The sequence below is a fragment of the Streptomyces rubrogriseus genome (genome assembly GCF_027947575.1).
In the GTDB taxonomy this organism is placed as follows: domain Bacteria; phylum Actinomycetota; class Actinomycetes; order Streptomycetales; family Streptomycetaceae; genus Streptomyces; species Streptomyces rubrogriseus.
The window spans coordinates 5,166,698-5,191,410 of sequence record NZ_CP116256.1; the positions used below are offsets into that span (position 1 = coordinate 5,166,698).

A 24,713-nucleotide genomic window follows, 5' to 3' on the forward strand; every position below is an offset into this window, starting at 1 on the left:
GGGACGCGGGTGGCCGGCGTCCGTCGGGGCACAAGATCGCACAGTCCGCCCCGAGGAGTTCGAGATGCCCGGCACAGCCACCCGCTACCTCTACCTTGCCCGGCACGGTGAGGCCGCACCGGACGAGAGCGGGCTGACGGACGCCGGCCGGCGCCAGGCCGCCCTGCTCGGCCGGCGCCTGACGGACATCCCCTTCGATGCCGTCCACCACGGCCCGCTGCCGCGGGCGGAACAGACCGCACGCCTGATCGCCGACGAGCTGAAGGGCGTCACTCCGCGCGTCTCGGAAGCCGCCGGTGACTACGTGCCCCACCTGCCCGAACGGGCCGAACTCCCGCCGGATTCGGCCGACCTCTATCTCCGTTTCCTCGCCGGTGCCACCGACGAGGAACGCGAGCGCGGCCCGGAGCTCGCCCGTCGGGCGCTGCGTCTTTTCACGGGGGCGGTGACGGACGGCGCCCGGGACCGGCACGAACTGGTCGTCACCCACAACTTCCTCATCGCCTGGCTGGTCCGGGACGCCATGCACGCGCCGAAGTGGCGGTGGCTCGGCCTCAACCACTGCAACGCCTCGCTCACGGTCATCCGTTACGCGCCCGGCCGGGCGGCCTCCGTCCTCCTCTCCAACGACATGCGGCACCTGCCCGCCGAGCTGCGCTGGACGGGCTTTCCCGCCGAACTGCACGTCTGACGGCCTGAATCCGCGCACGGGCCGGAGCGCCGTCGCACCGGCCGGTGCTCAGGAGCCGGGGCCGCTCAGGTAGGCCGCCAGCGAGCCTACGGCGGCGGGATTGCGCGGGCTCTCGACGAGGTCGACGTAGTCGAGGGTGACGATCCGGTCGTTCCTGACGGCGGAGACGTTGGCGAGCGGCTTGTAGGACCTGAGGAAGCGGCGCTTCTGCTCGGCGGTGGTGTCCCCGTAGTCGTTGATCACGATGACCTCGGGGTCACGGGCGACGACCGTCTCCCAGCCCACGGTGGTCCAGCTGTCCTTCAGGTCCTTCATGACGTGGTCGCCGCCGGCCTTGGTGATGATGTCGTGGGGCCCGGCGTAGGCCCCGGCGGTGAGCGGCTTGTCCTCGCCGCTGTCGTAGAGGAACACCCGGGGCCGGTCGACGCCTTTGGGGGCCTTCGCCCGCGCCCGGGCGACCTGGTCGCGGAACCGGGCGACGAGGGTCTCGGCCCGGTCCTCGACGTCGAACACCTTCCCCAGGTTGCGCAGGTCCGTGTACAGCGCGTCGAGCGGGGGCATCACGCCGCGGGCCTTGCCCTGTCCGTTGCGGCACGACTCACTGAGCAGGTACGAGTCGACGCCCACGCGGCGCAGCGCCTGGGGCGTGAATCCGTCTCCCTCGCTGAAACCGTAGTTCCAGCCCGCGAAGACCAGGTCGGCGCGGGCGTCCAGGACCAGTTCCTTGTTGATGCGCTCCTTCGACAGCCAGGTGGTCTTCCGGTAGCCGTCCTTCCACGGCACCTTCGTGAGGTCGCCCTTGTCGTCGGGCATGACGTATCCGGCCATGTGGTCCTCGAGGCCGAGGGCGAACATGATCTCGGTGATTCCCACGTCGTTGGTGACCACCCGCCGCGGAGCCTTCTCGAACGTCAGCTTCTCGCCGCAGTTCTCGACCGTCACCGGATAGTGGCCGTCGGACGACGCCCGGGCGCCCTCCCCCTTCCCGGGCTCCGGCGAGACGTCCGCCCCGCAGCCGGAGACGGCGAAGGCCAGGACGGGGGCGAGGGCCAGGGCCAGGGCGGTGGGGCGGGCGCGGTTCGGCATGCTGGGGGTGACTCCTTGTGGGGCGGGCGGGGCTGAGCGGACGCGGCAGGGCGAACGGACGGGGCGCGCTACCCAGTCGGCGGCAGGCGGTCGAAGAGCAGTTGGAGCGCGCCGGTCTCCGGGTGGGCGACGCGGTGCGCCCGGACGCCGAAGACGTCGGCCAGCAGATCGGCCGTGAGCACGTCGTGCGGGGCGCCGGAGGCGACGACCCGTCCGCCGTCGACGACGTGGAGACGGTCGCAGTGGAGCGCGGCGAGGTTGAGGTCGTGCAGGGCGGCGAGCACGGTCGGCCCGCCGGACCGCACCAGGGACAGGACCTCCAACTGCTGTGCGATGTCCAGGTGGTTGGTGGGCTCGTCCAGGACGAGGATCCGCGGCTGCTGGGCGAGTGCGCGGGCGATCAGGACCCGTTGCCTCTCCCCGCCGGAGAGGGTGAGGAAGCCGCGGTCGGCCAGATGGTCCGCGCCGACCCCTTCCAGGGCGGCGGCGCAGACGTGCCGGTCCTCGTCGGAGGTCCGGGCGGCCGCCCCCTGGTGCGGCAGTCTGCCCATGGCCACGACCTCGGCCACCGTGAAGTCGAACTCCGCCCCCGCTTCCTGCGGCAGGGCGGCGAGCCGGCGTGCGCTCTCCCGCGGGCTCAGGGAGGGCAGCTCGTCACCGCCGAGCCGGACGACTCCGGCCGTGGGGCGCAGCGCCCGGTACACGCACCGCAGCAGGGTCGACTTGCCGCTGCCGTTGGGCCCGACGAGCCCGACGAACCCGCCGCTGTCCGCGTGCAGCGACACGTCGTCGAGCAAACGCGCGCCGGACATCTCGACCGTGAGTCCCTCGATCTCGACCCGCATCACACGCCTCCGAAGGTGTAGGTACGGCGGCGCATCAGCAGGACGAAGCAGGGCACGCCGATCGCCGCGGTCAGTACGCCCAGCGGCAGTTCGGCGGGGGCGAGCACCACGCGCGAAAGGATGTCGACCCAGACCAGCAGGACGGCCCCGCCCAGGGGCGCCACGGCCAGCAGTCGGCGGTGGTCCGCGCCGACCAGCATCCGGGCCGCGTGCGGGACCATCAGGCCGACGAAGCCGATCGCCCCGCTGACCGCGACCACCGCACCGGTGACGGCCGAGGCGGTGAGGAACAGTTCCTTGCGCAGCCGCCCGGGGTCCACACCCAGCGCGGCCGCGGTCTCGTCGCCCATCGCGAGGGCGTTCAGGCGCCGGGCCGACCAGCCGAGATGGACGAGGCCACCGAGGACCGCCCCCGTGGCGATCGGTACGGAGGACCAGTTCGCCCCGCCCAGGCTGCCGAGCAGCCACATCATGGCGGACCGCGCCGCTTCGCCGTGCTCGGCGGCGAACACCATGAAGGTGGTGACGGCCGAGAAGCCGTAGTACATCGCGGTACCGGTCAGCACCAGCCGGAGCGGGGTCAGGCCCCGCGGGGTCCGGGCGACCGCGTACACCAGCACCATGGCCGCGAGCGCGGAGAGGAACGCCGCCGTGGACAGCGCCCAGAGACCGAGTGCGCCGAAGGCCCCGAAGATGAGCACGGCGTTGGCCCCGACGGCGGCACCGGAGGAGATGCCGAGGACGAACGGGTCCGCCAGCGCGTTGCGGACCATGGCCTGGACGGCGACGCCGACGGACGCCAGGCCGGCGCCGACGACCGCCGCGAGCACGGCCCGTGGGAAGCGGAGCTCCCAGACGATGGTGTAGGCGGCGACGTCGTCCGCGCCTATGGTCCCTCCGGTCAGGCCCGCCCAGAGGTAGTGCAGCGCCTCGCTCCAGGAGAGCCCCGCCGCGCCGATGCACGCCCCGCAGGCCAGCGAGACGGGAAGCGCGACGCACAGCCCTGCCACGAGCAGGGGAAGTGAGGCGCGCCTGGCCGGTGGTGGCCCGCTGTTCGTCGTGCGGTCCGGTGGGGCGGCGGGTATCCGGTCGCGGAGCGTGGCCACAGGCGTTTCGCTTTCGCCTCGGGCCGTGCGCCTGCGTGTTCGAAGGAGCGGGCCCGGACGCCGGGCGCCCTGCGCAGCACCTCTCGCAGTCCACGGCGATTGACAGGGCTTCACCACCGCGGGTAATCGGGCTTACGGAACCCCTTGCGGGGCTCCGCCTACCGTTGCGGGTCAGCGCCGGACTTCGACCGGACTTCCCCCACGAGGCGCTTCGCAGCGTACCTCGTCACCTCCTGCGGGCAGGAACCGCACCCGGACTCGACGCGGCGGTGCACGAGTACCTCCTCTTCCGTGACCACCTGTGCACCCACGCGGACGACCGCGCCCTGTACGCGAACGTCAAACGAGCACAACGGCTTGCTGCGGATGCAAGGCACCGAGTACGGCCGGTTCGTGCCTCTCCTGCGCGCGGACGCGGTGGCCGCTCGGCCGGTGCGGAGCCGGGGCACGGAGCGGTGCCGGGGGTCACTCACCCGGCCTGATGCGCCCGCGCCAGGCTCCGGACTCGCCGCCGCGCTTCTCGATGTACTCCTTGAAGCGCTGCATGTCGCCCTTCACCCGCCGGTCGATGACTCCGAGCATGTCGCCGGTCTTCTCCGCGACGCCGGTGGGATCGACGTCCATGACGAGTTCGACCCGGGTGTGCGTGTCGTCCAGGCGCTGAAAGCGGACCGTGCCCTTCTGGTTGGTGTCACCCTTGGTGGTACGCCACGTGATGCGCTCGTCGGGCAGCTGGTCGACGATCTCGGTGTCGAACTCGCGCTTCACACCGCTGACCTGGGTGATCCAGTGGTTGTGCCGCTCGTCGAGCTGCCTGACCTCCTCGACCCCCTCCATGAAGTGCGGGAACTCCTCGAACTGGGTCCACTGGTTGTAGGCGGTGTGCACGGGAACCTCGACGTCCACCACTTCCTTGACCGTGCTCATCTGAGAACTTCCCTCTCTGTAGCGATCGTTGCCGCCAGGGACCGGCGTCCGGCCGGAGCCCCTGGGCACGAAGAGGCGAGTACCCGGGCACCGCCCGTATAACGTCACTCCGTCGAGGCGGCCCGTGCCAGGGCAGCGCGCGCTGCAAGCCCGTGGATCACTCGTCGCCGGACGGGGCGGGCTGGAAGGCAATGGCGACGAGGTCGTCGCCGAGAGTGGGCGCCCACCGGGCGACGTCCTCCTCGATGAAGGTGACGAGAGCGTTGGGAGAGACCGGCCCCGTACTGCTCGAGCAGTGGTCCTGGAGGCGTTCACGCAGCGGGTAGAAGGTGCCGGCACTGTCACGCGCCTCGGTGACCCCGTCGGAGTAGGCGATCAGGATGTCACCGGCGTCCAGGGTGTGCGTCACGGTGCCCGGGGGCGCGGTCAGCAGGTCGCTCATGCCCAGCGGCAGGCTGTGGTCGCCCTTCGCGACGGACGCCGTGCCGTGCCGGACGGTGACCAGCGGCTGGTGTCCCCGGTCCAGGACCCGTACGACCCGCGCGTCGGCGGAGAACTCGAGCAGGACGGCCGTGACGAAGACCTCGTCCGCCGGCCCCGGGGCCTGCGCCGGCGTGTGGGCCGGCCGGCCGTCATCCATCGGCTCCGACGGAGGGCTCTCGCGGTCCAGTTGCAGGGCCAAGTCGATCCGCTCGGCCACCTCGCCCAGCGACGGATGGAGCAGCGCCGCCTCCTGGAACGAGGAGATCACCGTGGCCACCGTCCGCGTCGCGCCGATGCCCTTGCCCTTGACGTCCCCGACGATCACCCGGATACCGAACGGTGTCGGACGGACACTGTAGAGGTCCCCGCCAATGAGCGCCTCGTCGTCGGCCGCCCGGTAGAAGCCGGCCAGGCGCAACGGGCCGATCCGGGCGGGCAGCGGACGCAGCAGGGCCAGTTGCACGGCCTCGGCGACCGCCTGGACGCGGTGGAAACGGCGCTCGGTCCGCCGACGCACCACACACAGCGCAGCGGACAGCACGGTGACGGTGGCCAGAACGGTCAGGGCCACGACGGTCATCGGACCGACGTAGTCCTCGATCGACTGAGTGACCGCCAGCAGCACACATCCGGCGGCACCGACGGCGAGGACGCCCGTCGGCGGGTACGTGAAGAGGGCCAGGACCACCGAGGCCGACAGCAGCGCACCGAAGAAGTAGCGCTGCGGTGTCACCTGGTCGAGCAGCATGGTCACCACGACGAGTGCGGGCGGGACCCAGCGGAGCCATCGGGGCGGCCAGGGATGCTGCTCGTCCCACTGCCTGTGCTCCGCCGCAGCCCGCCCCGCGCCCAAGCTGTCACCCCGTTCCTCACGAGTTCCCGGTCCACGGTCTCGGTGAGCATCATGCATGAGTGAGCACGCCCCGGACGGCACCAACCCACCGCGCCATCCCACCCACCGCCACGGGGCCGACGACGCAGGCCCCCTCCCGGCGGTGAGAGACGCGGGGTGTCGTACTCCAAGTCCGGTGCGACAGGAAGGTCAGTCGGTGAAGAAGTCACCCAGGGCGGCGGAGAGCGGGCCCGGGGCTTCCTCGGCCACGTGATGGCCTGCGTCGATGCCGTGGCCCCGGACGTCATCGGCCCAGTCGCGCCAGATGGCGCGCGGGTCGCCGTACAGGTCCTCCAGGTCGTCCCGTAGGGACCACAGGACCAGGACGGGACAGTGGATCCGTGCGCCCCGGGCGCGGTCCGCCTCCTCGTGCCGGCGGTCCACAGTGAGCCCGGCCCGGTAGTCCTCCAGCATCGCGCGGACCACGTCCGGACGTCGGTTGGCGGCCCGCCACTCGTCGTGGTTCTCCTGCCCCATGGCTTCCGGGTCGCCGCGGTACCACGCGTCGGGATCGGCGTTGATGACGCGTTCGGGGATCTCCGGCTGGGCGAAGAAGAACCAGTGCCACCAGGCGGTGGCGAAGCGGGCATCCGCACGGGTCAGGTGCTCGCTCAGAGGCAGGCCGTCCAGGAATGCCACCCGGGTCACCGCGGAAGGGTGGTCCAGCACCAGCCGGAGCGCCACGGCGGCCCCGCGGTCGTGCCCGACGAGCCCGAAGCGACGGTGCCCGAGCGCCCGCATGACTCCGACCATGTCCCCGGCGACGGCGCGCTTGGAGTGCGGGGCGTGGTCCGCGGCGGGCTCCGGGCCACGCGAACGACCGTAACCACGCAGGTCGGGGCAGACGACGGTGAAGCCGCGCCGGACCAGAACGGGCGCGACCCGGTGCCAGGTCGCCGACGTCCGCGGATGGCCGTGCAACAACAGGAGAGGCGGGCCCTCGCCCCCGTACCGGACGAAGACGGACGCCTCACCGGTGCGCACCGTCCTGGTGGCGAACCCCTCGAACACGGAACACCCCTCTCCCTCGGGGGCACGGTCCGAGCCGCCCCGCCGTCCCGACTGCCCGGGAAGAGCCCCGGCACTCGTCCGGACGCCGAGAAGCGGAGTGCCGGTGCTGACGCGGCCACGCCGTGGGCGCGGAGCTGAGCCGGACCGCACAGGGAAGCGGACGTTCGGCGCCCGGCTTCAGGACCGGCCCACCAAAGAAGGCAGGCTTCCCGCGTCCGGATAACGGTCGGGTCTCACCTGCCGGAACATCCCCTGGTCACGAGTGGTGACGTGAGATACGTCACTAAAGGTTTGGCAAAGACGTGGTACAACAGCGCAACTCCGCAGGTGGCCCGGCCAATCCACCACCCGCGAGGAGCCAACCTGCCGCCGACCTGTCCCCCGCTCCCACCCGACCCGGTCACGGTCCGAAACCGCACCGTGCGCCCCGGGTCCGCTCATCGGACAACGACGTTCGCCCAGAGACCGCTCAACCAGGCGAGATCCCCCAGCCCGCCCGACCAGCGTCACCGAGGTAACCACCGTGTCACTCGACTCCGTCACCCAGTCCGTCGACGAAGCAGTCAGCGGATTCTTCGAGCCCATAGCCAAGTGGCTGGGCGAAGTCGTCTTCTACACCGTCCCCGTCGGCGGGACCGACCTGCCGCTCATCGTCGCCTGGCTCGTCGTCGCCGGCCTCGTCTTCACCGGCTGGTTCGGCCTCGTCCAGCTCCGCAAGTTCAAACTCGCCGTCGACGTGGTGCGGGGCAAGTACGACGAGAAGGGGTCGACCGGCGAGGTCAACCACTTCCAGGCGCTGACGGCGGCCGTCTCCGGCACGGTCGGCCTCGGCAACATCGCCGGTGTGGCCGTCGCCGTCTCCATCGGCGGCCCCGGCGCCACCTTCTGGATGATCCTGTGCGGCCTGCTCGGCATGGCCACCAAGTTCGTCGAGGTCACCCTCGGTGTGAAGTACCGCGAAGTGCACGCCGACGGCACCGTCTCCGGCGGCCCCATGCACTACCTCCCCAAGGGCCTGGCCGAGCGCTTCGGCAAGAACGGCAAGACCCTCGGCAAGGTCCTCGCGGTCCTCGCCTCCTTCCTCATCCTGTTCTTCGGCCTCTTCGGCGGCAACCTCTTCCAGGTCAACCAGTCCTACGCGCAGCTGGTCTCGGTCACCGGCGGCGAGGACGGCGCGCTCGGCTCCTCCGCCGGCGCCCTGTTCTTCGGCATCCTGATCGCCGCGCTCGTCGGCGTCGTCCTCCTCGGCGGCATCCGCTCCATCGCCAACGTCACCAGCAGGCTCGTGCCCGCCATGGCCGGCATCTACGTCGTCGCGTGCCTGATCGTGATCCTGGTCAACATCACCGCCGTCCCCGACGCGATCGCCTCCATCGTCGAGGGCGCGTTCAACCCCGAAGGCGTCGCCGGCGGTGTCCTCGGCGCGCTGATCATCGGCTTCAAGCGGGCCGCCTTCTCCAACGAGGCCGGCCTCGGCTCCGCCCCGATCGCCCACTCGGCGGTCAAGACCAGGCACCCCGCCAGCGAGGGCCTGGTCGCCCTGCTGGAGCCGTTCATCGACACCGTGGTCGTCTGCACCATGACCGCCCTGACCATCGTCATCGCCAACCCGGCCAGTTGGGGCGAGGCCCGCGCGGGGGAGGACATCGGCGGCGTCACCATCACGTCCGACGCCTTCGAGACGGTCCTGCCCTGGTTCCCGTACATCCTCACCGTCGCCGTCCTGCTGTTCGCCGTCTCCACGGTGCTGACCTGGGGCTACTACGGCCTCAAGTCCTGGACGTACCTCTTCGGCCGCAGCCGGGCCAGCGAAGTGACCTACAAGATCGTCTACACCGTCTTCGCCGTCGCCGGTTCACTGCTCACCCTGCAGACCCTGATCGACATGGCCGACGCCTTCCTCTTCACCCTCGCCGTCATCAACATCATCGGCCTCTACCTCCTCGCCCCCGTCGTCAAGCGCGAACTGGGCTCCTTCCTCGAATTCGTCCGCGCCCGCAACGCCGGTCAGGACACCGGGGACGACGAGGACCGGGAGTCGGCGAAGACCACCGTCTGACCGCGCAGGCGATGCCGCCGCCCGCGGTAGACTCGCCGCCTTTCGGATCGCGCGGGAACGCCTCGCCCCGGACGCAATGGAGGTGTTGGTGACGAACAGCGGTGGGCGTCGTCGGCCGGACGTCACAACGGTCGAGATCATCGGTGGACCGGAGGCGATCGAGGGCGGCCTCAGCAGCTACGACGCCCGGTGGGCGGAGGACTACCTCCGTCACCGGCGTCGGATCCTCGACGCGTTGGCGGGGGACGTCGATGTCGAGCACATCGGCTCCACCTCGGTTCCGGGACTGGCCGCCAAGCCGATCGTGGACATCGTCGTCGCGGTGGCCGACATCACGGCGGAGGAGGACTACCTCGACGCGCTGCTGGCCGCCGGTTACGAACTGCGGGTTCGCGAGCCGGGACACCGACTCGTGCGCACCCCCACCCGCGACGTGCATGTGCACGTGTACGAGAGAGGGGCGGCGGCGGTGCACGAGTACCTCCTCTTCCGTGACCACCTGCGCACCCACGCGGACGACCGCGCCCTGTACGAGAGCGTCAAACGAGCCCTGTTCGACCGGCGTTGGGACGACATGAACGACTACGCCGACGCCAAGAGCGAGGTCATCCTCGCGATCAAGTCCCGAGCCCGAGCAGCTCACCAATGACGCGGAGCGGCATCACTTGCCGCTGTGGACGGGGAACGCGCCGCGCCCGCCGCAGTCCACGTCCCGCAGGCCGCACGGGGCGTCCGTGTCGTCGTCGGTGATCTCGAAGTCGGCCTGGGCGTCGGAGCGCATGGGCGCGGTGTAGTGGAGGCGCGGCCGCGGCACGGACCCCCCGTACCGCTCCGCCGCCGCCCGGCCGATGAGCCTCGCGGGGAGCGCATCCGTCTCTGCGACCAACCGGTTCGGGCCGTCTGTCGCCAACACCTCGGCTCCGCGTCCCGCAGCGGCCGCGGGTCGCATCAGTCGAGGGCGTGACTGCGGCCGGCCTGCAGGATCTCGTCGGAGAGCCCGGGCTCGACGTGGCGTACGGCGCGGGCGATCACCAGTGCGCCGACCATTTCGCTGAGCAGGCGGACGGCCTTCTGACGGGCTTCGGCCGGGTCGAGTTCGTGGCCCTTCTCCTCGGCTTCGCGCAGGAACTCGGTGGCGAAGCCGGTCACATAGCCCTCGACTCCTTCGGCGTACGCGCTCTGCACCGCCTCGTTCTGCCGTCCGGCGTCGGTGACCAGGGAGGCGGAGGGACAGCCGCCGTTCGCGGCGTCACGGTGTGCGATGGACAGATACCCGGCCACGACGTGCTCCAGCGGGGGGCCCGCCTTGTCCTGACCATCCTCGATCATGCCGGCCAGGCTCTCGTGCGAGGCGGCGAAGGAGGCCCTGCACACCTCGACCACCAGGTCGTTCTTGGAGGCGAAGTGGTTGTAGAAGCCGCCGTGGGTGAGCCCGGCTTCCTTCATCAGCTCGGCGATGCCGACAGCGTCGATGCCCTGCGAGCGGAACATGCGGCCCGCCGCTTCGAGGATGTTCTGCCGGTTGCGGGCCTTGTCCTCCTTGGTGATCCGCGGCATTGCAGTCCTTCCGCCGTCGTTCCCGACTTGACCCTTTCGATGACGGCCTTCATCATAACAGGAGTTCCAATGATGCCTATCATCAAACTGGTCGTCGAACGGGCGTGCCGCAGGGGCTTGCCCCCCTGCGGCGGCACCAAGCACCGAGGAGAGCAGAAGTGACACGCAATGAAGAGATCGTTCGCGAGGCATACCGGCTGGCGGAAGGGAACGTCCTCGACGGGCCCGGCTTTCGCGCCTTGTTCACCGAAGACGGAACCTTCAACGACCTGCCGAACGCGATGACCCTCCGCGGTGACGAGATCGCACAGGGACTGGTGGGGCTGGCCGACGTCTTTCCCGACATCCACCGTGAGCTGCGCGCGGTGCATGTCCTCGGTGACGTCGTCGCCGTCGAGCTGCGGATTCAGGGGACGCATCTCGGCGCGTTTCCGACTCCGGTCGGCGACATCCCTCCCACCGGGAACCGTATCGACGTGCCGACGGCGGACCTCTGGTACCTCCGTGAGGGGAAGGTCGAAACGTTCAACTGCTACAACGCGGCGAACGTGTTGCTCGCGCAGATCGGGGCCACCCCCGACTTCACGTCGGCGATCGAGGCCGCCAAGACGGCCGCCACACGGGCGTAGTCCCACCGCGCGGCACCGAGCGGGCTGCAGAAGCTGCGCCGGGGCGGCCGGCGGAGAGGGCACCGACCCCGCCGCGTTCGTCCGGTTCCCGTTGCTCTTGCCGTAGGTCTGGCGTTGGGCGAGGACCTGGCCGCATCGGGTCATCGTGGCGAGCGGGGCGCAGGGCCGACCGAGTTCAACGGTGCCTCACCACGCAGGACACGGTCTTGAGGTATCCGTGAGAGCGGTCCCTCCCCAGCGGCGCTCTAATCCTGGTCTCAGGTTGACCGGAGACAATCAGCGGCAAAAACATCGACTGGGAGGGGGCGGGCCGGCATGCGAATCATGATCGCGGATGATGACGCGGCCATCCGTGAGTCGCTGGAGCGGGTGCTCCAGGTCGAGGGTTACGACACCAGCACCGTCGCCAACGGTTTCGCCGTGCTCGACGAGGTAGGTGGGGCCGGCGGTGACACGCTGGATCTGCTGCTCCTCGACGTGATGATGCCCCGTCTCGGCGGGTTGGAGACCTGTCGCCGATTGCGGCAGGCGGGCCGGGATCTGCCGGTGCTGATGCTGACCGCCCGTGACCAGGTCTCCGACCGGGTCACGGGGCTGGACGCGGGCGCCGACGACTACCTGCCCAAGCCGTTCGCCACCGAGGAGTTGCTGGCCCGGGTGCGGGCCCTGCTGCGCCGGCGCACGCCGGCCGACGAGGATTCGCACATCCTGTCGTTCGCCGACGTCCGGCTCGACTCCGACAGGTTCGAGGCGTGGCGGGGCGGGCGGCCACTGCACCTGACCCGGACCGAGTTCTCCCTCCTGGAGGTCCTCTTGTGCAACGCGACCCGGGTCTTGACCCGCGACGCACTGTTCGAGGCGATCTGGGGCTTCGGTATGAGCTCCACCGCCAACAACCTCCAGGTATACGTGAGCTATCTGCGCCGCAAGATGGAGGCGGAGGGTGAACCGCGATTGATCTACACAGTGCGAGGCCTGGGATACACGTTGCGGGCGACCCCTCCGTGAGCAGAACCGCCGGCCGGGGGCCGCGCCGGCTGATTCGATGGTGGCGTCGGCGGTCCCTGCGGGCGAGGCTGACGGTGATCGCGGCGACGGCCATCGCGGTCAGTGTGTTCGTGGCCTTCCAGGTGGCCAGCGAGCTGTTGGCCTGGCAGCTGCGGGACACCGTCGAGGAACAGCTGCGTGCCGATGCCCGCGTCCTGGCGACGAACGCGGAGCGCGCCGGTCTGGCGCAGGTTGAGCTGCCGCCCTATCCCGGATCCGGCCGGCTGGTGCGGGCCATCCTGCCCGACGGATCGATCCGGACGCCGGCCGGGCAGCCCGCGCTGCCTCCGGTCAGCGAGAACGCCGGGCGCGTGGCGCGGGGCGCGTCGGCCGACCTGTTGGAGTCGAACGGCGGCGACGAAGAAGGCTACGCCATCTACACACTGCGGGCGGGCGACGGCGCGGTCCAGGTGGCCCGCATGGTCGACGACGGCCCGGTCAACCAGTTCGGGTTCGGCATGCTGCTGATCGGTCTGCTCTGCGTGGCCGGCGGCGCCCTCGTCGGGCGGACCGTGGCGCGGACCGGGCTGGCACCGATCGACCGGCTGACCTCCGCCGCGGTACGTGTCGCGCGCACCCGGGAGCTGGACGCCGACATCCCGGACGAGGGCGGTGGGGAGATCCGGCGGCTGATCCAGTCGATCAACGACATGCTCGCCGCGCTCCGGGACTCCCGGCAGGCCCAGCGGCTGCTCGCCGAGGACGCCGCCCACGAGCTCAAGACCCCGCTCACCAGCCTGCGCCTCAACGTCGAGCTGCTGATCCGGCTCGATCGGCGCGGCACCCTGGACAGCGCACTGCCGGCGGAGAGCCGCACCCGGCTGCTCAACGATGTCGGCGCCCAGGTGACCGAGTTGAGCACCCTGGTCGCCGAGCTGACCGACCTGGCGCGCGGTGATGTGAGCGACGAGAGCACCGAGGTGCTCGACCTCGCCGACGTGGTGGTGGCCGCCGCGACCCGGGCGGAATCCCGCATGCCCGACATCGAGGTCGCGCTTGACGTGACCTCCGTGTGGGTGAACGGGCGCCCCGCCGCGCTCGAGCGAGCGGTACTCAACCTCATCGACAACGCCGGCAAGTGGTCCCCCGCCGGCCAGCCGGTCCAGGTCCGGCTTCGTGCCGAGGAGGAGTCGGTGGTGCTCGAGGTCGACGACGCCGGGCCGGGCATCGACGCCGCCGACATACCGCGGCTGTTCGACCGGTTCTACCGTGCCGAGAGCGCCCGGGGGTTGCCGGGATCCGGTCTGGGGCTGTCGATCGTGCGGCGGGTCGTCGACGCCCACGCCGGCCGGGCCTCCGTCGCCCGCTCCGCACGCGGTGGCGCGCTGCTTCGGGTCGACCTTCCGGCCGCGACCCCGCCCGCCCCCATCGCGCGGCCCACCACGGGGGAGGACACCGCGGCGTCCTGACCCGCCCCGGCGGCGCGCCGCGGGACTGGGGACGGTGGCCCTCGGCCATGCCCCCCGCGGCTCACCACCCGGGCAGGACGCCGCGCTGCGCCGGCCCCAGCCCCGGCGCGTGGCGCAGGACCGGAGGGCGGCGGCCGTCGGGCCCACGAAAGGGATCCGGGACGGGGCCTGGAGCCCCGTCCCGGATCACGTCCGTGCCGCCCCGCTCACCGTTGCAGCGCGGACTCCTCCTTGCCGGCGAGCGGCTGTCGGCCGTCCGGCGGCTCCGTCGCCGGACGGGACAACCGGCTCGGCCACCACATCCGCCGGCCGATCAGCAAGGTAAGGGCGGGCACCAGGACCGACCGCACCAGCAGGGCGTCGAGCAACACGCCGAAGGCCACCAGGAAACCGACCTCGACCAGCATCACCAGCGGAAGTGTGACGAGGACCCCGAACGTGGCCGCCAGGACCAGGCCTGCCGAGGTGATGACGCCACCGGTGGCCGAGAGGGCTTTGAGCATGCCCTCTCCGGTACCGAGGCGCAGGGTCTCCTCCCGGGTCCTGCTGGCCAGGAAGATGTTGTAGTCGACGCCGAGCGCCACCAGGAACAGGAACGCCAGCAGCGGCACCGAGTAGTCGACACCCTTGAACCCGAGGATCGTGTCGAAGACGAACACGCTGCCGCCGAAGGCCGCGGCGAACGAGACGACCACGGTGGCCATCAGGACCAGCGGGGCCAGGACCGCGCGCAGCAGCAGCCCCAGGATGATCAGGACGACGACGAGCACCAGCGGGATCACCAGCTTCTCGTCACGCCCGGTGGTCACCTCGGTGTCGAGGTTCTCCGCGCTCGGCCCGCCGACGATCGCCTCCGCCCCGTTCACCGTGTGCACCGCGGTACGCACCCGCTTGATCGTGTCGTACTCCGCGGCGGTGTCCGGCGCGTCCTTCGGGAACACGGAGATGTTGGCCCAGCCACCGACGGTCTCCTCCGGAACGGCCATGGCCACGCCTCGGGTGTCCTCCACGACGTCGAGCACCTTCTCCTGCTGCGCCGGACGCGTGAAGACCGTCAGCGGCTGGCCGCCGAGCTCCGGGAAGTGCTCGCGCAGAACGGTGAAGCCGGTGACCGACTCCGGCGCGGACAGGAACTGGTCCTGCTCCCGCAAGGCGCCGGTGTTGCCCGCCAGCCCCAGGGCGAGCACGCCGAGGACTCCGAACGAGCCGAGCGTCGCCACCCACCGGCGGCGGTTGATGGCGGTGCCGAGCCGTTCCCACAGCCCCGGCTTCTCCTCCACGGCCGTGCTGAACCGCGGGATGGCCGGCCAGAAGATCCGCCTGCCGAGCACCACGAGCACCGCCGGGAACAGCGTCAGCATGGCCACCAGCGCGCACAGGATGCCGGCCGCACCGATCGGACCCAACCCACTGGTGCTGTTCAGGTCCGCGACGAGCAGACAGAGCAGGCCGGCGACCACGGTGGCCGCGGACGCGACGATGGCCGGCGCCGCGCCGCGCAGCGCGTGGACCATCGCGACCCGGACGTTCTCATGGTGGTGCAGTGCCTCCCGATATCGGGCGATGAGCAACAGCGCGTAGTCCGTTCCCACGCCGAACACCAGAATCGTCAGCAGCGCCGAGTTCTGGTCGTCGACCACGATGCCGAAGCCCTTGACGAGCAGGTAGACGGTCCCCATCGAGGTCAGTGCGGCCGCGCCGACGGCCACCAGCGGGATGATCCACAACACCGGGCTGCGATAGGTGAGGATCAGCAGGAGCGTGACGACGGCGATGGTGGTGAGGAGGACCTGCTCGTCTATGCCGTCGAAGACGGCGTCCATGTCACCGTCGATCGCGCCCGGTCCCGTCACCTCGAGTTCCAGCCCGGAGGGGCGGTCCTTCGCGGCGTCACGCAACGGGCCGACGAGCGCCTCCGGTGGGCCGTAGCCCGTGCTCACATCGAGGGTGAACGTCATCGCCTCGCGGTCGGTGGAAAGGCTCGTCGGTGAGCGCTCGTCGTCCTCGACGCCCGCCTCCGTCGTCTTCGGCGGGTACCGCTTGGCAAGGGTGTCGTAGTGGCCCTGGACCGCAGCCCGGTCGGCGGCGGTGATGCCCTCGGCCCGGTGGTACACGAAGACGAACGTGCTGTCCTCACCACCGGGGAGACTGTCGTCCAGCGCCGCCACCCTGGTGGACTCGGCACCGGCCGGCAGGGTGTCCACGGCGCTGTCGGTGGTGACCGAACTCAACTTCCCGCTCAGCGGCACCATGCCCGCGGCCAGCACCAACCACAAGCCGATCACCAACCACGGCACCCACCGGCCTGCCAACCGACCTGCCCGCGCTCTCCCGGACGGCGCTGCGTCGACTGCCATCACTAGCCTCCTACATGCGAGTTGCATCGCTCATCTGGATGCGCACTTCCTACGGAGCGAACCTGAGACGACCGTTAATGCGCTGCTCAGGCCGGTTGGCAGAACCGTGTGCCCAGCGCACGCGCCGTGTGGTGGCGTGGGAGTGCCACACGGACAGGCGATGCCTGACCTGGTTGACACGGGCGGCCCTGTGGCTCCGTGGCGTGCGGCATCCGCAAAGCGGCGCAACCCGCGCTGCACGGGTCGCGTCGACCCGTGCAGACGGTCTCGTTGAAGTGGCGGTCAGCGCCGCCGCTTTCCGAGAGTCGGCAGACCTCCACCGACGGTTCGGATGCTGTTGCTCCGCCCCTGAACCGGCGTCACCTTCTCTGGCGGCGCGTGATCGCCGTCTCCGCGACCCACCCCGCGTGCATCCTGCGCGCGAGCACACCCTCGGAGACGACGCACCGCTCATCGGCTGCCCAACGTGCAACCGTCCCGTTCTCGCCAGATGCTGGAACAGCCATGCCGAGCCCCCTCGGTGACTACGACGAGACCGTCACCCACAGGAGCAGGCGTGCCAGAACCTGCGCTTTGGCCGTGTCTGCCAGACCGGTACTCCCTGGCCTCTTCAGACGTCGCCTCGCGTGACCTTCGCGGTCGCAAGGTCGATACTGCCCTTGCGGGGCTCTTGTCGGCCCGTGCTCCGACTCGCCGCGGAAACCTGACACGGAACCCCCTCACGACCGCCGCCCACCGCCGAGATCACGAACCAACATCCACCATCCTGACCAGCGGAAACACTGGTCAAGCACCCGTCTGCCAACTTGCCTAGGAGATACCCTTGAGGATGCTCATCAACGTCCCCGAGACCGTCGTCGCGGATGCGCTGCGCGGTATGGCCGCCGCCCATCCCGAGTTGACCGTGGACGTCGAGAACCGGGTGATCGTGCGGCGGGACGCCCCCGTGTCCGGGGAGGTGGCCCTGGTGTCTGGGGGCGGGTCCGGGCACGAGCCCCTGCACGGCGGGTTCGTGGGACCCGGGATGCTGACGGCCGCCTGTCCTGGTGAGGTGTTCACCTCGCCGGTGCCGGACCAGATGGTGCGGGCCGCGGCGGCCGTGGACAGCGGGGCCGGGGTGCTCTTCGTCGTCAAGAACTACACCGGTGACGTGCTCAACTTCGACATGGCCGCCGAACTGGCCGAGGACGAGGGTATCCAGGTCGCGAAGGTGCTGGTCAACGACGATGTGGCGGTGACGGACAGCCTGTACACGGCCGGGCGGCGCGGCACGGGGGCGACCCTGTTCGTCGAGAAGATCGCCGGGGCGGCGGCGCGGGAGGGGCGGCCGCTGGAGCAGGTGGAGGCGATCGCCCGCCGGGTCAACGAGAGCTCGCGGAGTTTCGGGGTGGCGCTGAGCGCCGTCACGACGCCGGCCAAGGGCAGCCCCACCTTCGACCTCCCGGCCGGGGAGCTGGAGCTGGGCATCGGCATCCACGGGGAGCCCGGCCGGGAGCGGCGGCCGATGATGACCTCCGGCGAGATCGCCGAGGCCGCCGTGGACGCGGTGCTGACCGACCTCGGCCCGCGCAACCCCGTCCTGGTCCTGGTCAACGGCATGGGCGCGACGCCGCTCCTCGAGCTGTACGGCTTCAACGCCGAGGTGCAGCGGGTACTCGGCGAGCGCGGCGTGGCCGTCGCCCGCACCCTCGTCGGCAACTACGTCACCTCCCTCGACATGGCCGGCGCCTCGGTCACCCTGTGCGAGATCGACGAGGAGCTGCTCGGGCTGTGGGACGCCCCGGTCAGCACCCCGGGTCTGCGGTGGGGCATGTGAGGGCCGACGGGGGAAGAATCGCGAGGTACCTACCAGGCAAGGAGATCCTGTGCTCGACGCCGACTTCTTCCGCCGTTGGATGACGGCGGCCACCGCACTGGTCGACCGCGAGGCGGACCGCCTCACCGCCCTCGACTCACCCATCGGCGACGCCGACCACGGCAGCAATCTCCAGCGCGGCTTCACGGCCGTGGCCGCCACGCTGGAGAAGGAGGCGCCCGACACTCCCGGCGCCGTCCTGATCCTCGCCGGGCGGCAGCTCATCTCCACGGTCGGCGGCGCCTCGGGACCGCTGTACGGGACGCTGCTTCGCCGTACCGGCAAGGCGCTCGGGGACTCCCCCGAGGTGAGCGCGGATCAGCTGGCCGAGGCGCTGCGGGCGGGCGTGGACGCGGTCCGGACGCTGGGCGGTGCGGCCCCGGGCGACAAGACGATGGTCGACGCCCTGGTGCCCGCCGTGGACGCCCTGGGCGACTCGTTCGCGGCGGCCCGCACGGCCGCCGTCGAGGGGGCCGAAGCGACCACGCCGTTGCAGGCCCGCAAGGGCAGGGCGAGCTATCTGGGCGAGCGCAGCATCGGGCACCAGGACCCGGGAGCGACCTCGTCCGCGCTGCTCTTCGTGGCGCTGGAGGAGACGGCCGGTGAGTGACGAGCAGCTGGTGGGGATCGTGCTGGTGTCGCACAGCGCCGAGGTCGCCGCGTCGGTGGCGGAGCTGGCGAAGGCCCTGTCGGGCGGTGCCGGGGCGGTGGCCGTCGCACCGGCGGGCGGTACCGCGTCCGGCGAGTTCGGCACCAGTTCGGAACTGGTCGCGGCCGCCGCCGCGTCGGTGGACCGGGGCGCGGGGGTCGCCGTCCTCACCGACCTGGGCAGTGCGGTGCTCACCGTCAAGGCGCTGCTCGCCGAGGGTGACGAACTGCCCGAGAACACCCGTCTGGTGGACGCGCCCTTCGTCGAGGGCGCGGTGGCGGCGGTCGTCACGGCGTCGACGGGCGCCGACCTCGCGGCCGTGGAGGCGGCGGCCGCGGAGGCGTACTCCTACCGGAAGGTCTGAGGGCGCCGGAAGGTCTGAGGGCGCCGGAAGGCCCGAGGCCCGGGAAGGTCTGGGCGGGGGCCCCGGCCGCCCGCTCAGCCCCCGTCCACGAACCGCCGTGCCAGCCGCTCCCCCGCCTTCTCGGCCGCGGCGGTGTCGTCGATGGGTTCGACCTCGCTGCCCTTGAAGACGATGTACGTCACGTCGGAGGCCACACCGCCGCCCTCGGGGTCCGCCGGGATGCCGAGGGAGCGTGCGGCGGCGTAGGAGGCCTCGCCGACGAGGTCGCTCGGGCCGACGTCGCCGACGACCGCGTACCGCACCCGGTCCCCGTGGACGAGGGCCGCGAGCGATCCGCCGCGTACGCCGTCCTCGCGGTGGTCCCAGGTGTCGCTGGGTCCGGGCACGACGACGTAGGGCAGGCGTTCGGCGTCCAGCGGGCGGCCGTCGGATCCGGTGTACGCGGTGGCGGGGCTGAAGTGCGGGTCGGTGCCGCTGTTGCACCGGTCGCCGGGCCGGCCGTCGCAGTCGACGTCCAGGTCGGCCTTCCAGTACACGGCCTCCTTGGTGCCGCAGACCGGGATGTCCGCCGGTGCTCCGGCGTCGCTGCGGTAGCGCCCGCGCGAGACGGGGTCGCAGTCCCGCACCCGGGCCAGCAGGTCGGCGGCGCGGACGGGGCTCCCGCTCTCGCCCCGCTGCGCACGGGGCCCGGTCTCCGGACCGGAGTCCGTCCGCTGCCGCACGTGGGGCGCGGGCTGTCCGGCCGGGACGTGCGGCACGGGGCCGATCCTGACTCCGGACCGGTCCGTGCGCAGGGGGCCGGCCCGGTCCGGCGCACCGGGCAGCAGAAGCTGCGCCGGCGGTTCGGGAAGCGGCGGGGGCGCAGCGTCGGGGAACGTCGTGGGGGCGAGCAGGGCGGCGCTGGCCGCGACCAGTGTCAGCGACTGGACACGCACGATGTGGCCTCTCCTCGGGGGCATGGACGGAGACTCGGCCTCATCTGTCCCCGAAACGCCCGCGCGACCACCTTTCACAGGGCCAGACGGTGCACGCCCGCCGTGCGCCCGGTGTGTCGGGGTGCGGGACCGGGGGCGGGCGGGCCGGGGCCTGTTCCGGCTCCGGCCCGCCCGGCCGCCCGCGCCGGCGCGGGACGGCGACGACAGCGGTCCACGCGCCACCGGCCCGAACTTCCCCGAAGCGGCGGGGAGTTCGGACGTGCGATGACTCAGCATACGTAACCCTTCCGAGTGATCGTCACCCACGGCCCTCTTGATGTGATCGCGTCACGGGGTCATATTGGTCCGGACCTTTAAAGTCCACCGCCGTCGAATCGGCGCCGCAGGGGAGGCTGAGCCGTGCGCGAGGTTCCCGTTCCCCCTCTCCCGCGCCGGTGCGCCCTGCTCTGCGGGACGCTCCTCCTGCTCGCCTCCTGCGGCTGGGGCCCGGACGGGGACGGTGACGGTGCCGGCGGCGGGCTGCCCGCGGCGCCCACCGGCGTCACGGCCGACGCCGGCAGCGCGACGACCGTGCACGTGATGTGGAACGCGGTCGACGACGTGCGGACCTACGAGGTGTATCGCGGCGGCACGCTGGTGAAGGAGGTGCCGATGGCCGAGCGGATGGTGGACGTCACCCGGTTGCGCCCCTCGACGGCGTACGTCTTCACCGTGCGGGCGCGGGACGCCGAGGGCCGGCTCGGGCCGCCCAGCCGGGAGGTGCGGGCGACCACTCCCGCCGCGGTGGCCGACGACTCGGCACCGACCCGCCCGGGGGACGTCCGCGGCCGGGCGGCGGGCAGCCGGGCGGTGCAGCTCACCTGGTCGGCGGCGAAGGACGACCGCGGGGTCGTGTCGTACGACGTCTACCAGGGCGACACCAAGGTGCACAGCGTCGGCGGCAACCAGACGGCGGCCGTGGTGACCGGACTGCGGGCGGGCACCCGCTACGCGTTCACCGTGCGGGCCAGGGACGCCGCCGACAACGTCTCCCCCGCGGGCGCCGCCGTCCGGCTCACCACCCCGGGCACCGACGACGGGCGCGCCACCGCGCCCACGGACCTGCGCGCCGCCTCCCACCGCGCCGACGGGGCCTACTACCTGGACCTTTCCTGGGTCCCGCCGCGCACCGAGACACCGGTGACCGAGTACCAGATCCACCTGGACGGCCGTGCGGCGACCTCGCTGGTCTACGGCGCCGACGCACCGCGCGACCGCGCCGAGTACAGCTTCTACGCCGGGCGCGAGGCCGGGGTCGTGCACCGGGTACGGATCCGGGCGCGGCTGGCCGACGGCACCTGGGGCGGCTTCTCGGCGGAACGGACGGTGACCACGGGCGCGGGCCGATGACCTGACGCCCGGTCGGCCCGGGACCTGCCCGGGGGCGCGTCACCTGGGCGGTCGCGCTCCGCATGCGGGCACGGCCGGGGCCCTGTTGGCTGCCAGCGGGGGCACGGGCGTTCCCGACCCCGGCGGCGCAAGGGATGTACCGCCGACCGTGCCGCCGGAGGGCAGTCCACATGCGCATCTCATCGCCGCTTCTCCGCTCCGGCGCCACCGTGGCGGCCGCCGCCGTGCTGCCCGTCGCCCTGGCCGCCGGGCCGGCCCCGGCCGGACCGGGGATCTCCGTGAGCACCACCGGGACCACGGTGTCGGTCACGACCACGGCCTGCGCCCAGCTCAACGGCAGTTGGGGCACCGCCTCCCTGCTCACCAGCAGCCAGCGGGACTTCGCCCAGGGGCGTCAGGTGGCGCTGTCCGGCAGCGGTTCGGGCCAGTCCGCGGCCTGGTCGGGAATCTCGCCGGGTACGTACACGGTGATCGTCATGTGCTCCAACAACAGCACCGCGGGCACCCAGACGGTCATCGTCTCCTCGGCCCCCTCTCCCTCCCTCTCGCCCAGCCGATCGGCCACCCCCACCCCGTCCGCCTCGCCCGGCGGCGTCATGGGCGGTCTGGGCGGTGCGGTCCAGGACTACGGCACGGCCACCCTGGTGGCGGGCGGCGCGCTGGTGGGGGCCGGCGTCATCGCCGGGGCCTGGTTCCTGCGCCGCCGCTCGAAGCCGTACCGGTTCTGAGCGGGCGCCCGGGGGCGCTGTCAGGCCGGTTCGTCGCCGGGCAGTTCGGCGAACTCGGCCAGCGCGTGCCCGAGCCACTGGGTCCAGAACGTCTCCAGGTCGATGCCGGCCCGCAGTACCAGGTGCCGCAGCCGGTCCTCGGGGCTGTCCCGGCCGGGCGGGAAGTCGCGCCGCTCGATCTCCTGGTACTCGGCCAACTGCCGCTCGTGCAGTTCCAGATGGCGGCGCAGGTCCGCCTCGACACCGGCGGTGCCGACCACGGCGGCGGCGCGCAGCCGCAGCAGCATGGTGTCGCGCAGTGGCTTGGGGTCCTGCGGGGTCGCGGTCCAGCGGGACAGTTCGGCACGGCCCGCGGGCAGGACCTCGTAGGACTTCTTCTGGCCGCGGGCCGGCTGCTGGTCGGGCAGCGCGCGGATCAGTCCCTGCGCCTCCAGCCTTCCCAGCTCGCGGTAGATCTGCTGGTGCGTCGCCGACCAGAAGTAGCCGATCGACCTGTCGAACCGGCGGGTCAGCTCCAGCCCGGACGACGGCTTTTCGACCAGGGCGGTGAGGATCGCGTGCGGGAGTGACATGGCCTCATCCTAGGGACGGCCCGTCCTGCGCCCGCGCTCCTCCCGCCCTCCGTCCGTACCTCTGCTACAGCGCCGCCGCCAGCTCGGTGCCCTGCTTGACGGCGCGCTTGGCGTCCAGTTCGGCGGCCACGTCGGCGCCGCCGATGAGGTGCGCGCGGTGTCCGGCGGCGACCAGGTCGTCGTACAGGCCGCGGCTCGGCTCCTGGCCGGTGCACAGGACGACGGTGTCGACCTCCAGCACGGTGGACTCGTCGCCGACGGTGATGTGCAGCCCGGCGTCGTCGATCCGGTCGTAGCGCACGCCCGGGACCATGGTGACGCCGCGGTGCCTCAGCTCGGTGCGGTGGATCCAGCCGGTGGTCCTGCCGAGCCCGGCGCCGACCTTGCTGGTCTTGCGCTGGAGCAGGTGGACGGTGCGCGGCGGCGCGGGGCGCTCGGGCGCGGCGAGGCCGCCGGGGGCGCGGTAGTCGGTGTCGACGCCCCAGAGGCGGAAGTACGTCTCCGGGTCCTCGTGGGCCTTGTCGCCGCCGTCGGTGAGGTACTCGGCGACGTCGAAGCCGATGCCGCCCGCGCCGAGGATCGCGACGCGCTCGCCGACGGGGGCGGCGTCGCGCAGGACGTCGAGGTAGCCGACGACGGAGGGGTGGTCGACGCCGGGGATGTCGGGCGTGCGCGGGGTGACGCCGGTGGCGACGACGACCTCGTCGTGGCCGGCGAGGTCGGCGACGCCTACGCGGGTGTTCAGGCGTACGTCGACGCCGTGCTCCGTGAGCTGCGTGCGGAAGTAGCGCAGCGTCTCGTCGAACTCCTGCTTGCCGGGGACCTTGCGGGCGACGTTGAGCTGCCCCCCGATCTCGCCCGCGGCGTCGAACAGGGTGACCTCGTGGCCGCGTTCGGCGGCGCTCACCGCGCAGGCCAGTCCGGCCGGTCCGGCGCCGACGACGGCGACGCGCTTGCGCCGCCGGGTCGGGGCCAGGACGAGTTCGGTCTCGTGGCAGGCACGCGGGTTGACCAGGCAGGAGGTGATCTGCCCGCTGAAGGTGTGGTCCAGGCAGGCCTGGTTGCAGCCGATGCAGGTGTTGATGGCCTCGGGGCGGCCGGCCGCGGCCTTGGCGACGAAGTCGGGGTCGGCGAGCATCGGGCGGGCCATCGAGACCATGTCGGCGGTGCCCTCGGCGAGCAGTGCCTCGGCGACCTCGGGGGTGTTGATGCGGTTGGTGGTGACGAGCGGGACCGACACCTCGCCCATGAGACGTTTGGTCACCCAGGTGTAGGCGCCGCGGGGCACGGAGGTGGCGATGGTGGGGATGCGGGCCTCGTGCCAGCCGATGCCGGTGTTGATGATCGTGGCTCCGGCGGCCTCGACGGCCTTGGCGAGGGTGATCACCTCGTCCAGGGTGGAGCCGCCGGGCACCAGGTCGAGCATGGACAGGCGGTAGACGACGATGAAGTCCGCGCCGACGGCCTCGCGCACCCGGCGCACGATCTCGACGGGGAACCGCATCCGGTTCTCGTACGAGCCGCCCCAGCGGTCGGTGCGGTGGTTGGTCCGGGCGGCGATGAACTCGTTGATCAGATAGCCCTCCGAGCCCATGATCTCGACGCCGTCGTACCCGGCCTCGCGGGCGAGGCGGGCGGTGCGGACGTAGTCCTCGATCGTGCGCTCGATCTCGGCGTCGGTCAGCTCGCGCGGGACGTGCGGGCTGATCGGGGCCTGGAGCGCGCTCGGGGCGACCAGGTCGGCGTGGTAGGCGTAACGGCCGAAGTGCAGGATCTGCAGGGCGATGCGGCCGCCCTCACGGTGCACGGCCTCGGTGACGACCCGGTGCTGTTCCGCCTCCGCCCCGGTGGTGAGCCTGGCGCCGCCCTCGTACGGGCGGCCCTCGTCGTTGGGGGCGATGCCGCCGGTGACGATCAGCCCCACTCCGCCGCGGGCCCGGGCGGCGTAGAAGGCGGCCATGCGCTCGAACCCGCGCTCGGCCTCTTCCAGGCCGACGTGCATGGAGCCCATCAGGACCCGGTTGGGGAGCGTGGTGAAGCCCAGGTCGAGCGGGCTCAGCAGGTGCGGGTAACGGCTCATCGGGCCCTCCGTGCGGGGTGTGGTGCCTCTGTTGTAGAGGAC

Annotated in this window: 22 protein-coding genes; 11 read left to right on the forward strand and 11 right to left on the reverse strand. The window is 71.8% G+C overall.

The genetic code is table 11. The features are described from left to right. The first annotated feature begins 64 nt into the window (after positions 1-64). Positions 65-691, forward strand: a complete 627-nt coding sequence (locus Sru02f_RS23690) for a histidine phosphatase family protein (protein WP_109028860.1) — start codon at positions 65-67, stop codon at positions 689-691. A gap of 48 nt (positions 692-739) precedes the next feature. On the opposite strand, the gene Sru02f_RS23695 is transcribed toward Sru02f_RS23690, so the two are convergent. The 6 genes from Sru02f_RS23695 to Sru02f_RS23720 all read right to left on the reverse strand — a co-directional run bounded on the left by Sru02f_RS23695 (position 740) and on the right by Sru02f_RS23720 (position 7,041). Beyond that, positions 740-1,777, reverse strand: a complete 1,038-nt coding sequence (locus Sru02f_RS23695) for an ABC transporter substrate-binding protein (RefSeq protein WP_109028859.1) — start codon at positions 1,775-1,777, stop codon at positions 740-742. A 68-nt stretch (positions 1,778-1,845) separates the two neighbouring features. Next, positions 1,846-2,622: an ABC transporter ATP-binding protein gene (locus Sru02f_RS23700; RefSeq protein WP_164276710.1), complete on the reverse strand. Its 777-nt coding sequence runs from the start codon at positions 2,620-2,622 to the stop codon at positions 1,846-1,848. After that, positions 2,622-3,728, reverse strand: a complete 1,107-nt coding sequence (locus Sru02f_RS23705) for a FecCD family ABC transporter permease (protein WP_109028857.1) — start codon at positions 3,726-3,728, stop codon at positions 2,622-2,624. Before Sru02f_RS23705 ends, Sru02f_RS23700 begins: the two co-directional genes overlap by 1 nt. Before the next feature lie 465 nt (positions 3,729-4,193). Beyond that, positions 4,194-4,655 (reverse strand): SRPBCC family protein, encoded by a 462-nt coding sequence (locus tag Sru02f_RS23710; protein WP_109028856.1) that lies wholly within the window; start codon positions 4,653-4,655, stop codon positions 4,194-4,196. 157 nt (positions 4,656-4,812) lie between these two features. Beyond that, positions 4,813-5,991, reverse strand: a complete 1,179-nt coding sequence (locus Sru02f_RS23715; protein WP_109028855.1) for a PP2C family protein-serine/threonine phosphatase — start codon at positions 5,989-5,991, stop codon at positions 4,813-4,815. Between the two features lie 189 nt (positions 5,992-6,180). Continuing rightward, the gene (locus tag Sru02f_RS23720) at positions 6,181-7,041 is read right to left on the reverse strand and encodes an alpha/beta fold hydrolase (RefSeq protein ID WP_109028854.1); all 861 of its coding nucleotides are present in this window, start codon (positions 7,039-7,041) and stop codon (positions 6,181-6,183) included. Positions 7,042-7,564: 523 nt separating this feature from the next. Here Sru02f_RS23720 and Sru02f_RS23725 point away from each other — a divergent pair. After that, entirely contained in the window at positions 7,565-9,100 is a 1,536-nt protein-coding gene (locus tag Sru02f_RS23725; RefSeq protein WP_109028853.1) for an alanine/glycine:cation symporter family protein, read from the forward strand. Positions 9,101-9,188: 88 nt separating this feature from the next. Then, complete coding sequence (locus tag Sru02f_RS23730) at positions 9,189-9,749, forward strand: GrpB family protein (protein WP_109028992.1); 561 nt, start codon at positions 9,189-9,191, stop codon at positions 9,747-9,749. A 299-nt stretch (positions 9,750-10,048) separates the two neighbouring features. Here the strand turns inward: Sru02f_RS23730 and Sru02f_RS23735 are convergent, their stop codons facing one another. Further along, positions 10,049-10,657: a TetR/AcrR family transcriptional regulator gene (locus Sru02f_RS23735; protein ID WP_109028851.1), complete on the reverse strand. Its 609-nt coding sequence runs from the start codon at positions 10,655-10,657 to the stop codon at positions 10,049-10,051. A gap of 158 nt (positions 10,658-10,815) precedes the next feature. Between Sru02f_RS23735 and Sru02f_RS23740 the strand changes: the two genes are divergently transcribed. The 3 genes from Sru02f_RS23740 (at position 10,816) to Sru02f_RS23750 (ending at position 13,742) form a co-directional block, all read left to right on the forward strand. Further along, entirely contained in the window at positions 10,816-11,286 is a 471-nt protein-coding gene (locus tag Sru02f_RS23740) for an ester cyclase (RefSeq protein WP_109028850.1), read from the forward strand. A gap of 315 nt (positions 11,287-11,601) precedes the next feature. Then, positions 11,602-12,294, forward strand: coding sequence for a response regulator transcription factor (locus Sru02f_RS23745; RefSeq protein WP_109028849.1), 693 nt, complete (start codon positions 11,602-11,604; stop codon positions 12,292-12,294). Continuing rightward, positions 12,291-13,742: a HAMP domain-containing sensor histidine kinase gene (locus Sru02f_RS23750; protein WP_109028848.1), complete on the forward strand. Its 1,452-nt coding sequence runs from the start codon at positions 12,291-12,293 to the stop codon at positions 13,740-13,742. Before Sru02f_RS23745 ends, Sru02f_RS23750 begins: the two co-directional genes overlap by 4 nt. 206 nt (positions 13,743-13,948) lie before the next feature. On the opposite strand, the gene Sru02f_RS23755 is transcribed toward Sru02f_RS23750, so the two are convergent. Next, entirely contained in the window at positions 13,949-16,099 is a 2,151-nt protein-coding gene (locus Sru02f_RS23755) for an MMPL family transporter (protein ID WP_109028847.1), read from the reverse strand. An 823-nt stretch (positions 16,100-16,922) separates the two neighbouring features. On the opposite strand from Sru02f_RS23755, the gene dhaK reads away from it, so the two are divergent. From dhaK to Sru02f_RS23770, 3 genes are read left to right on the forward strand one after another with little or no spacing between them, the layout of a single operon-like run. Beyond that, positions 16,923-17,915 (forward strand): dihydroxyacetone kinase subunit DhaK, encoded by a 993-nt coding sequence (gene dhaK, locus Sru02f_RS23760; RefSeq protein ID WP_109028846.1) that lies wholly within the window; start codon positions 16,923-16,925, stop codon positions 17,913-17,915. A gap of 49 nt (positions 17,916-17,964) precedes the next feature. Then, positions 17,965-18,564, forward strand: a complete 600-nt coding sequence (gene dhaL, locus Sru02f_RS23765; RefSeq protein WP_109028845.1) for a dihydroxyacetone kinase subunit DhaL — start codon at positions 17,965-17,967, stop codon at positions 18,562-18,564. After that, on the forward strand, positions 18,557-18,967 hold the full coding sequence (locus Sru02f_RS23770) for a PTS-dependent dihydroxyacetone kinase phosphotransferase subunit DhaM (protein ID WP_164277346.1): 411 nt from the start codon (positions 18,557-18,559) through the stop codon (positions 18,965-18,967). The genes dhaL and Sru02f_RS23770 overlap by 8 nt, the downstream gene beginning before the upstream one ends. Positions 18,968-19,041: 74 nt before the next feature. Here the strand turns inward: Sru02f_RS23770 and Sru02f_RS23775 are convergent, their stop codons facing one another. After that, positions 19,042-19,902 carry a glycoside hydrolase family 75 protein gene (locus Sru02f_RS23775; RefSeq protein ID WP_244941712.1) on the reverse strand — a complete coding sequence of 287 codons (861 nt, stop codon included), beginning with the start codon at positions 19,900-19,902 and terminating at the stop codon, positions 19,042-19,044. A 399-nt stretch (positions 19,903-20,301) separates the two neighbouring features. Between Sru02f_RS23775 and Sru02f_RS23780 the strand changes: the two genes are divergently transcribed. Together Sru02f_RS23780 and Sru02f_RS23785 are read left to right on the forward strand one after the other, a co-directional pair. Next, a complete protein-coding gene (locus Sru02f_RS23780) occupies positions 20,302-21,291 on the forward strand; it encodes a fibronectin type III domain-containing protein (RefSeq protein WP_109028843.1) in 990 nt (329 codons plus the stop codon). Between the two features lie 170 nt (positions 21,292-21,461). Further along, positions 21,462-22,019, forward strand: a complete 558-nt coding sequence (locus Sru02f_RS23785) for a hypothetical protein (protein WP_167469226.1) — start codon at positions 21,462-21,464, stop codon at positions 22,017-22,019. A 20-nt stretch (positions 22,020-22,039) separates the two neighbouring features. Here the strand turns inward: Sru02f_RS23785 and Sru02f_RS23790 are convergent, their stop codons facing one another. Both Sru02f_RS23790 and Sru02f_RS23795 read right to left on the reverse strand, forming a co-directional pair. After that, the gene (locus tag Sru02f_RS23790; protein WP_109028841.1) at positions 22,040-22,591 is read right to left on the reverse strand and encodes a PadR family transcriptional regulator; all 552 of its coding nucleotides are present in this window, start codon (positions 22,589-22,591) and stop codon (positions 22,040-22,042) included. 64 nt (positions 22,592-22,655) lie between these two features. Further along, positions 22,656-24,671 carry an NADPH-dependent 2,4-dienoyl-CoA reductase gene (locus Sru02f_RS23795; protein ID WP_109028840.1) on the reverse strand — a complete coding sequence of 672 codons (2,016 nt, stop codon included), beginning with the start codon at positions 24,669-24,671 and terminating at the stop codon, positions 22,656-22,658. Between the last annotated feature and the right edge of the window lie 42 nt (positions 24,672-24,713).

Coding starts and splice junctions, on each gene's coding strand:
- Sru02f_RS23690 (WP_109028860.1), top strand. CDS start 65: ATGCCCGGCACAGCCACCCGCTACCTCTACCTTGCCCGGCACGGTGAG.
- Sru02f_RS23695 (WP_109028859.1), bottom strand. CDS start 1,777: ATGCCGAACCGCGCCCGCCCCACCGCCCTGGCCCTGGCCCTCGCCCCC.
- Sru02f_RS23700 (WP_164276710.1), bottom strand. CDS start 2,622: ATGCGGGTCGAGATCGAGGGACTCACGGTCGAGATGTCCGGCGCGCGT.
- Sru02f_RS23710 (WP_109028856.1), bottom strand. CDS start 4,655: ATGAGCACGGTCAAGGAAGTGGTGGACGTCGAGGTTCCCGTGCACACC.
- Sru02f_RS23735 (WP_109028851.1), bottom strand. CDS start 10,657: ATGCCGCGGATCACCAAGGAGGACAAGGCCCGCAACCGGCAGAACATC.
- Sru02f_RS23745 (WP_109028849.1), top strand. CDS start 11,602: ATGCGAATCATGATCGCGGATGATGACGCGGCCATCCGTGAGTCGCTG.
- Sru02f_RS23755 (WP_109028847.1), bottom strand. CDS start 16,099: ATGGCAGTCGACGCAGCGCCGTCCGGGAGAGCGCGGGCAGGTCGGTTG.
- Sru02f_RS23785 (WP_167469226.1), top strand. CDS start 21,462: ATGCGCATCTCATCGCCGCTTCTCCGCTCCGGCGCCACCGTGGCGGCC.
- Sru02f_RS23790 (WP_109028841.1), bottom strand. CDS start 22,591: ATGTCACTCCCGCACGCGATCCTCACCGCCCTGGTCGAAAAGCCGTCG.
- Sru02f_RS23795 (WP_109028840.1), bottom strand. CDS start 24,671: ATGAGCCGTTACCCGCACCTGCTGAGCCCGCTCGACCTGGGCTTCACC.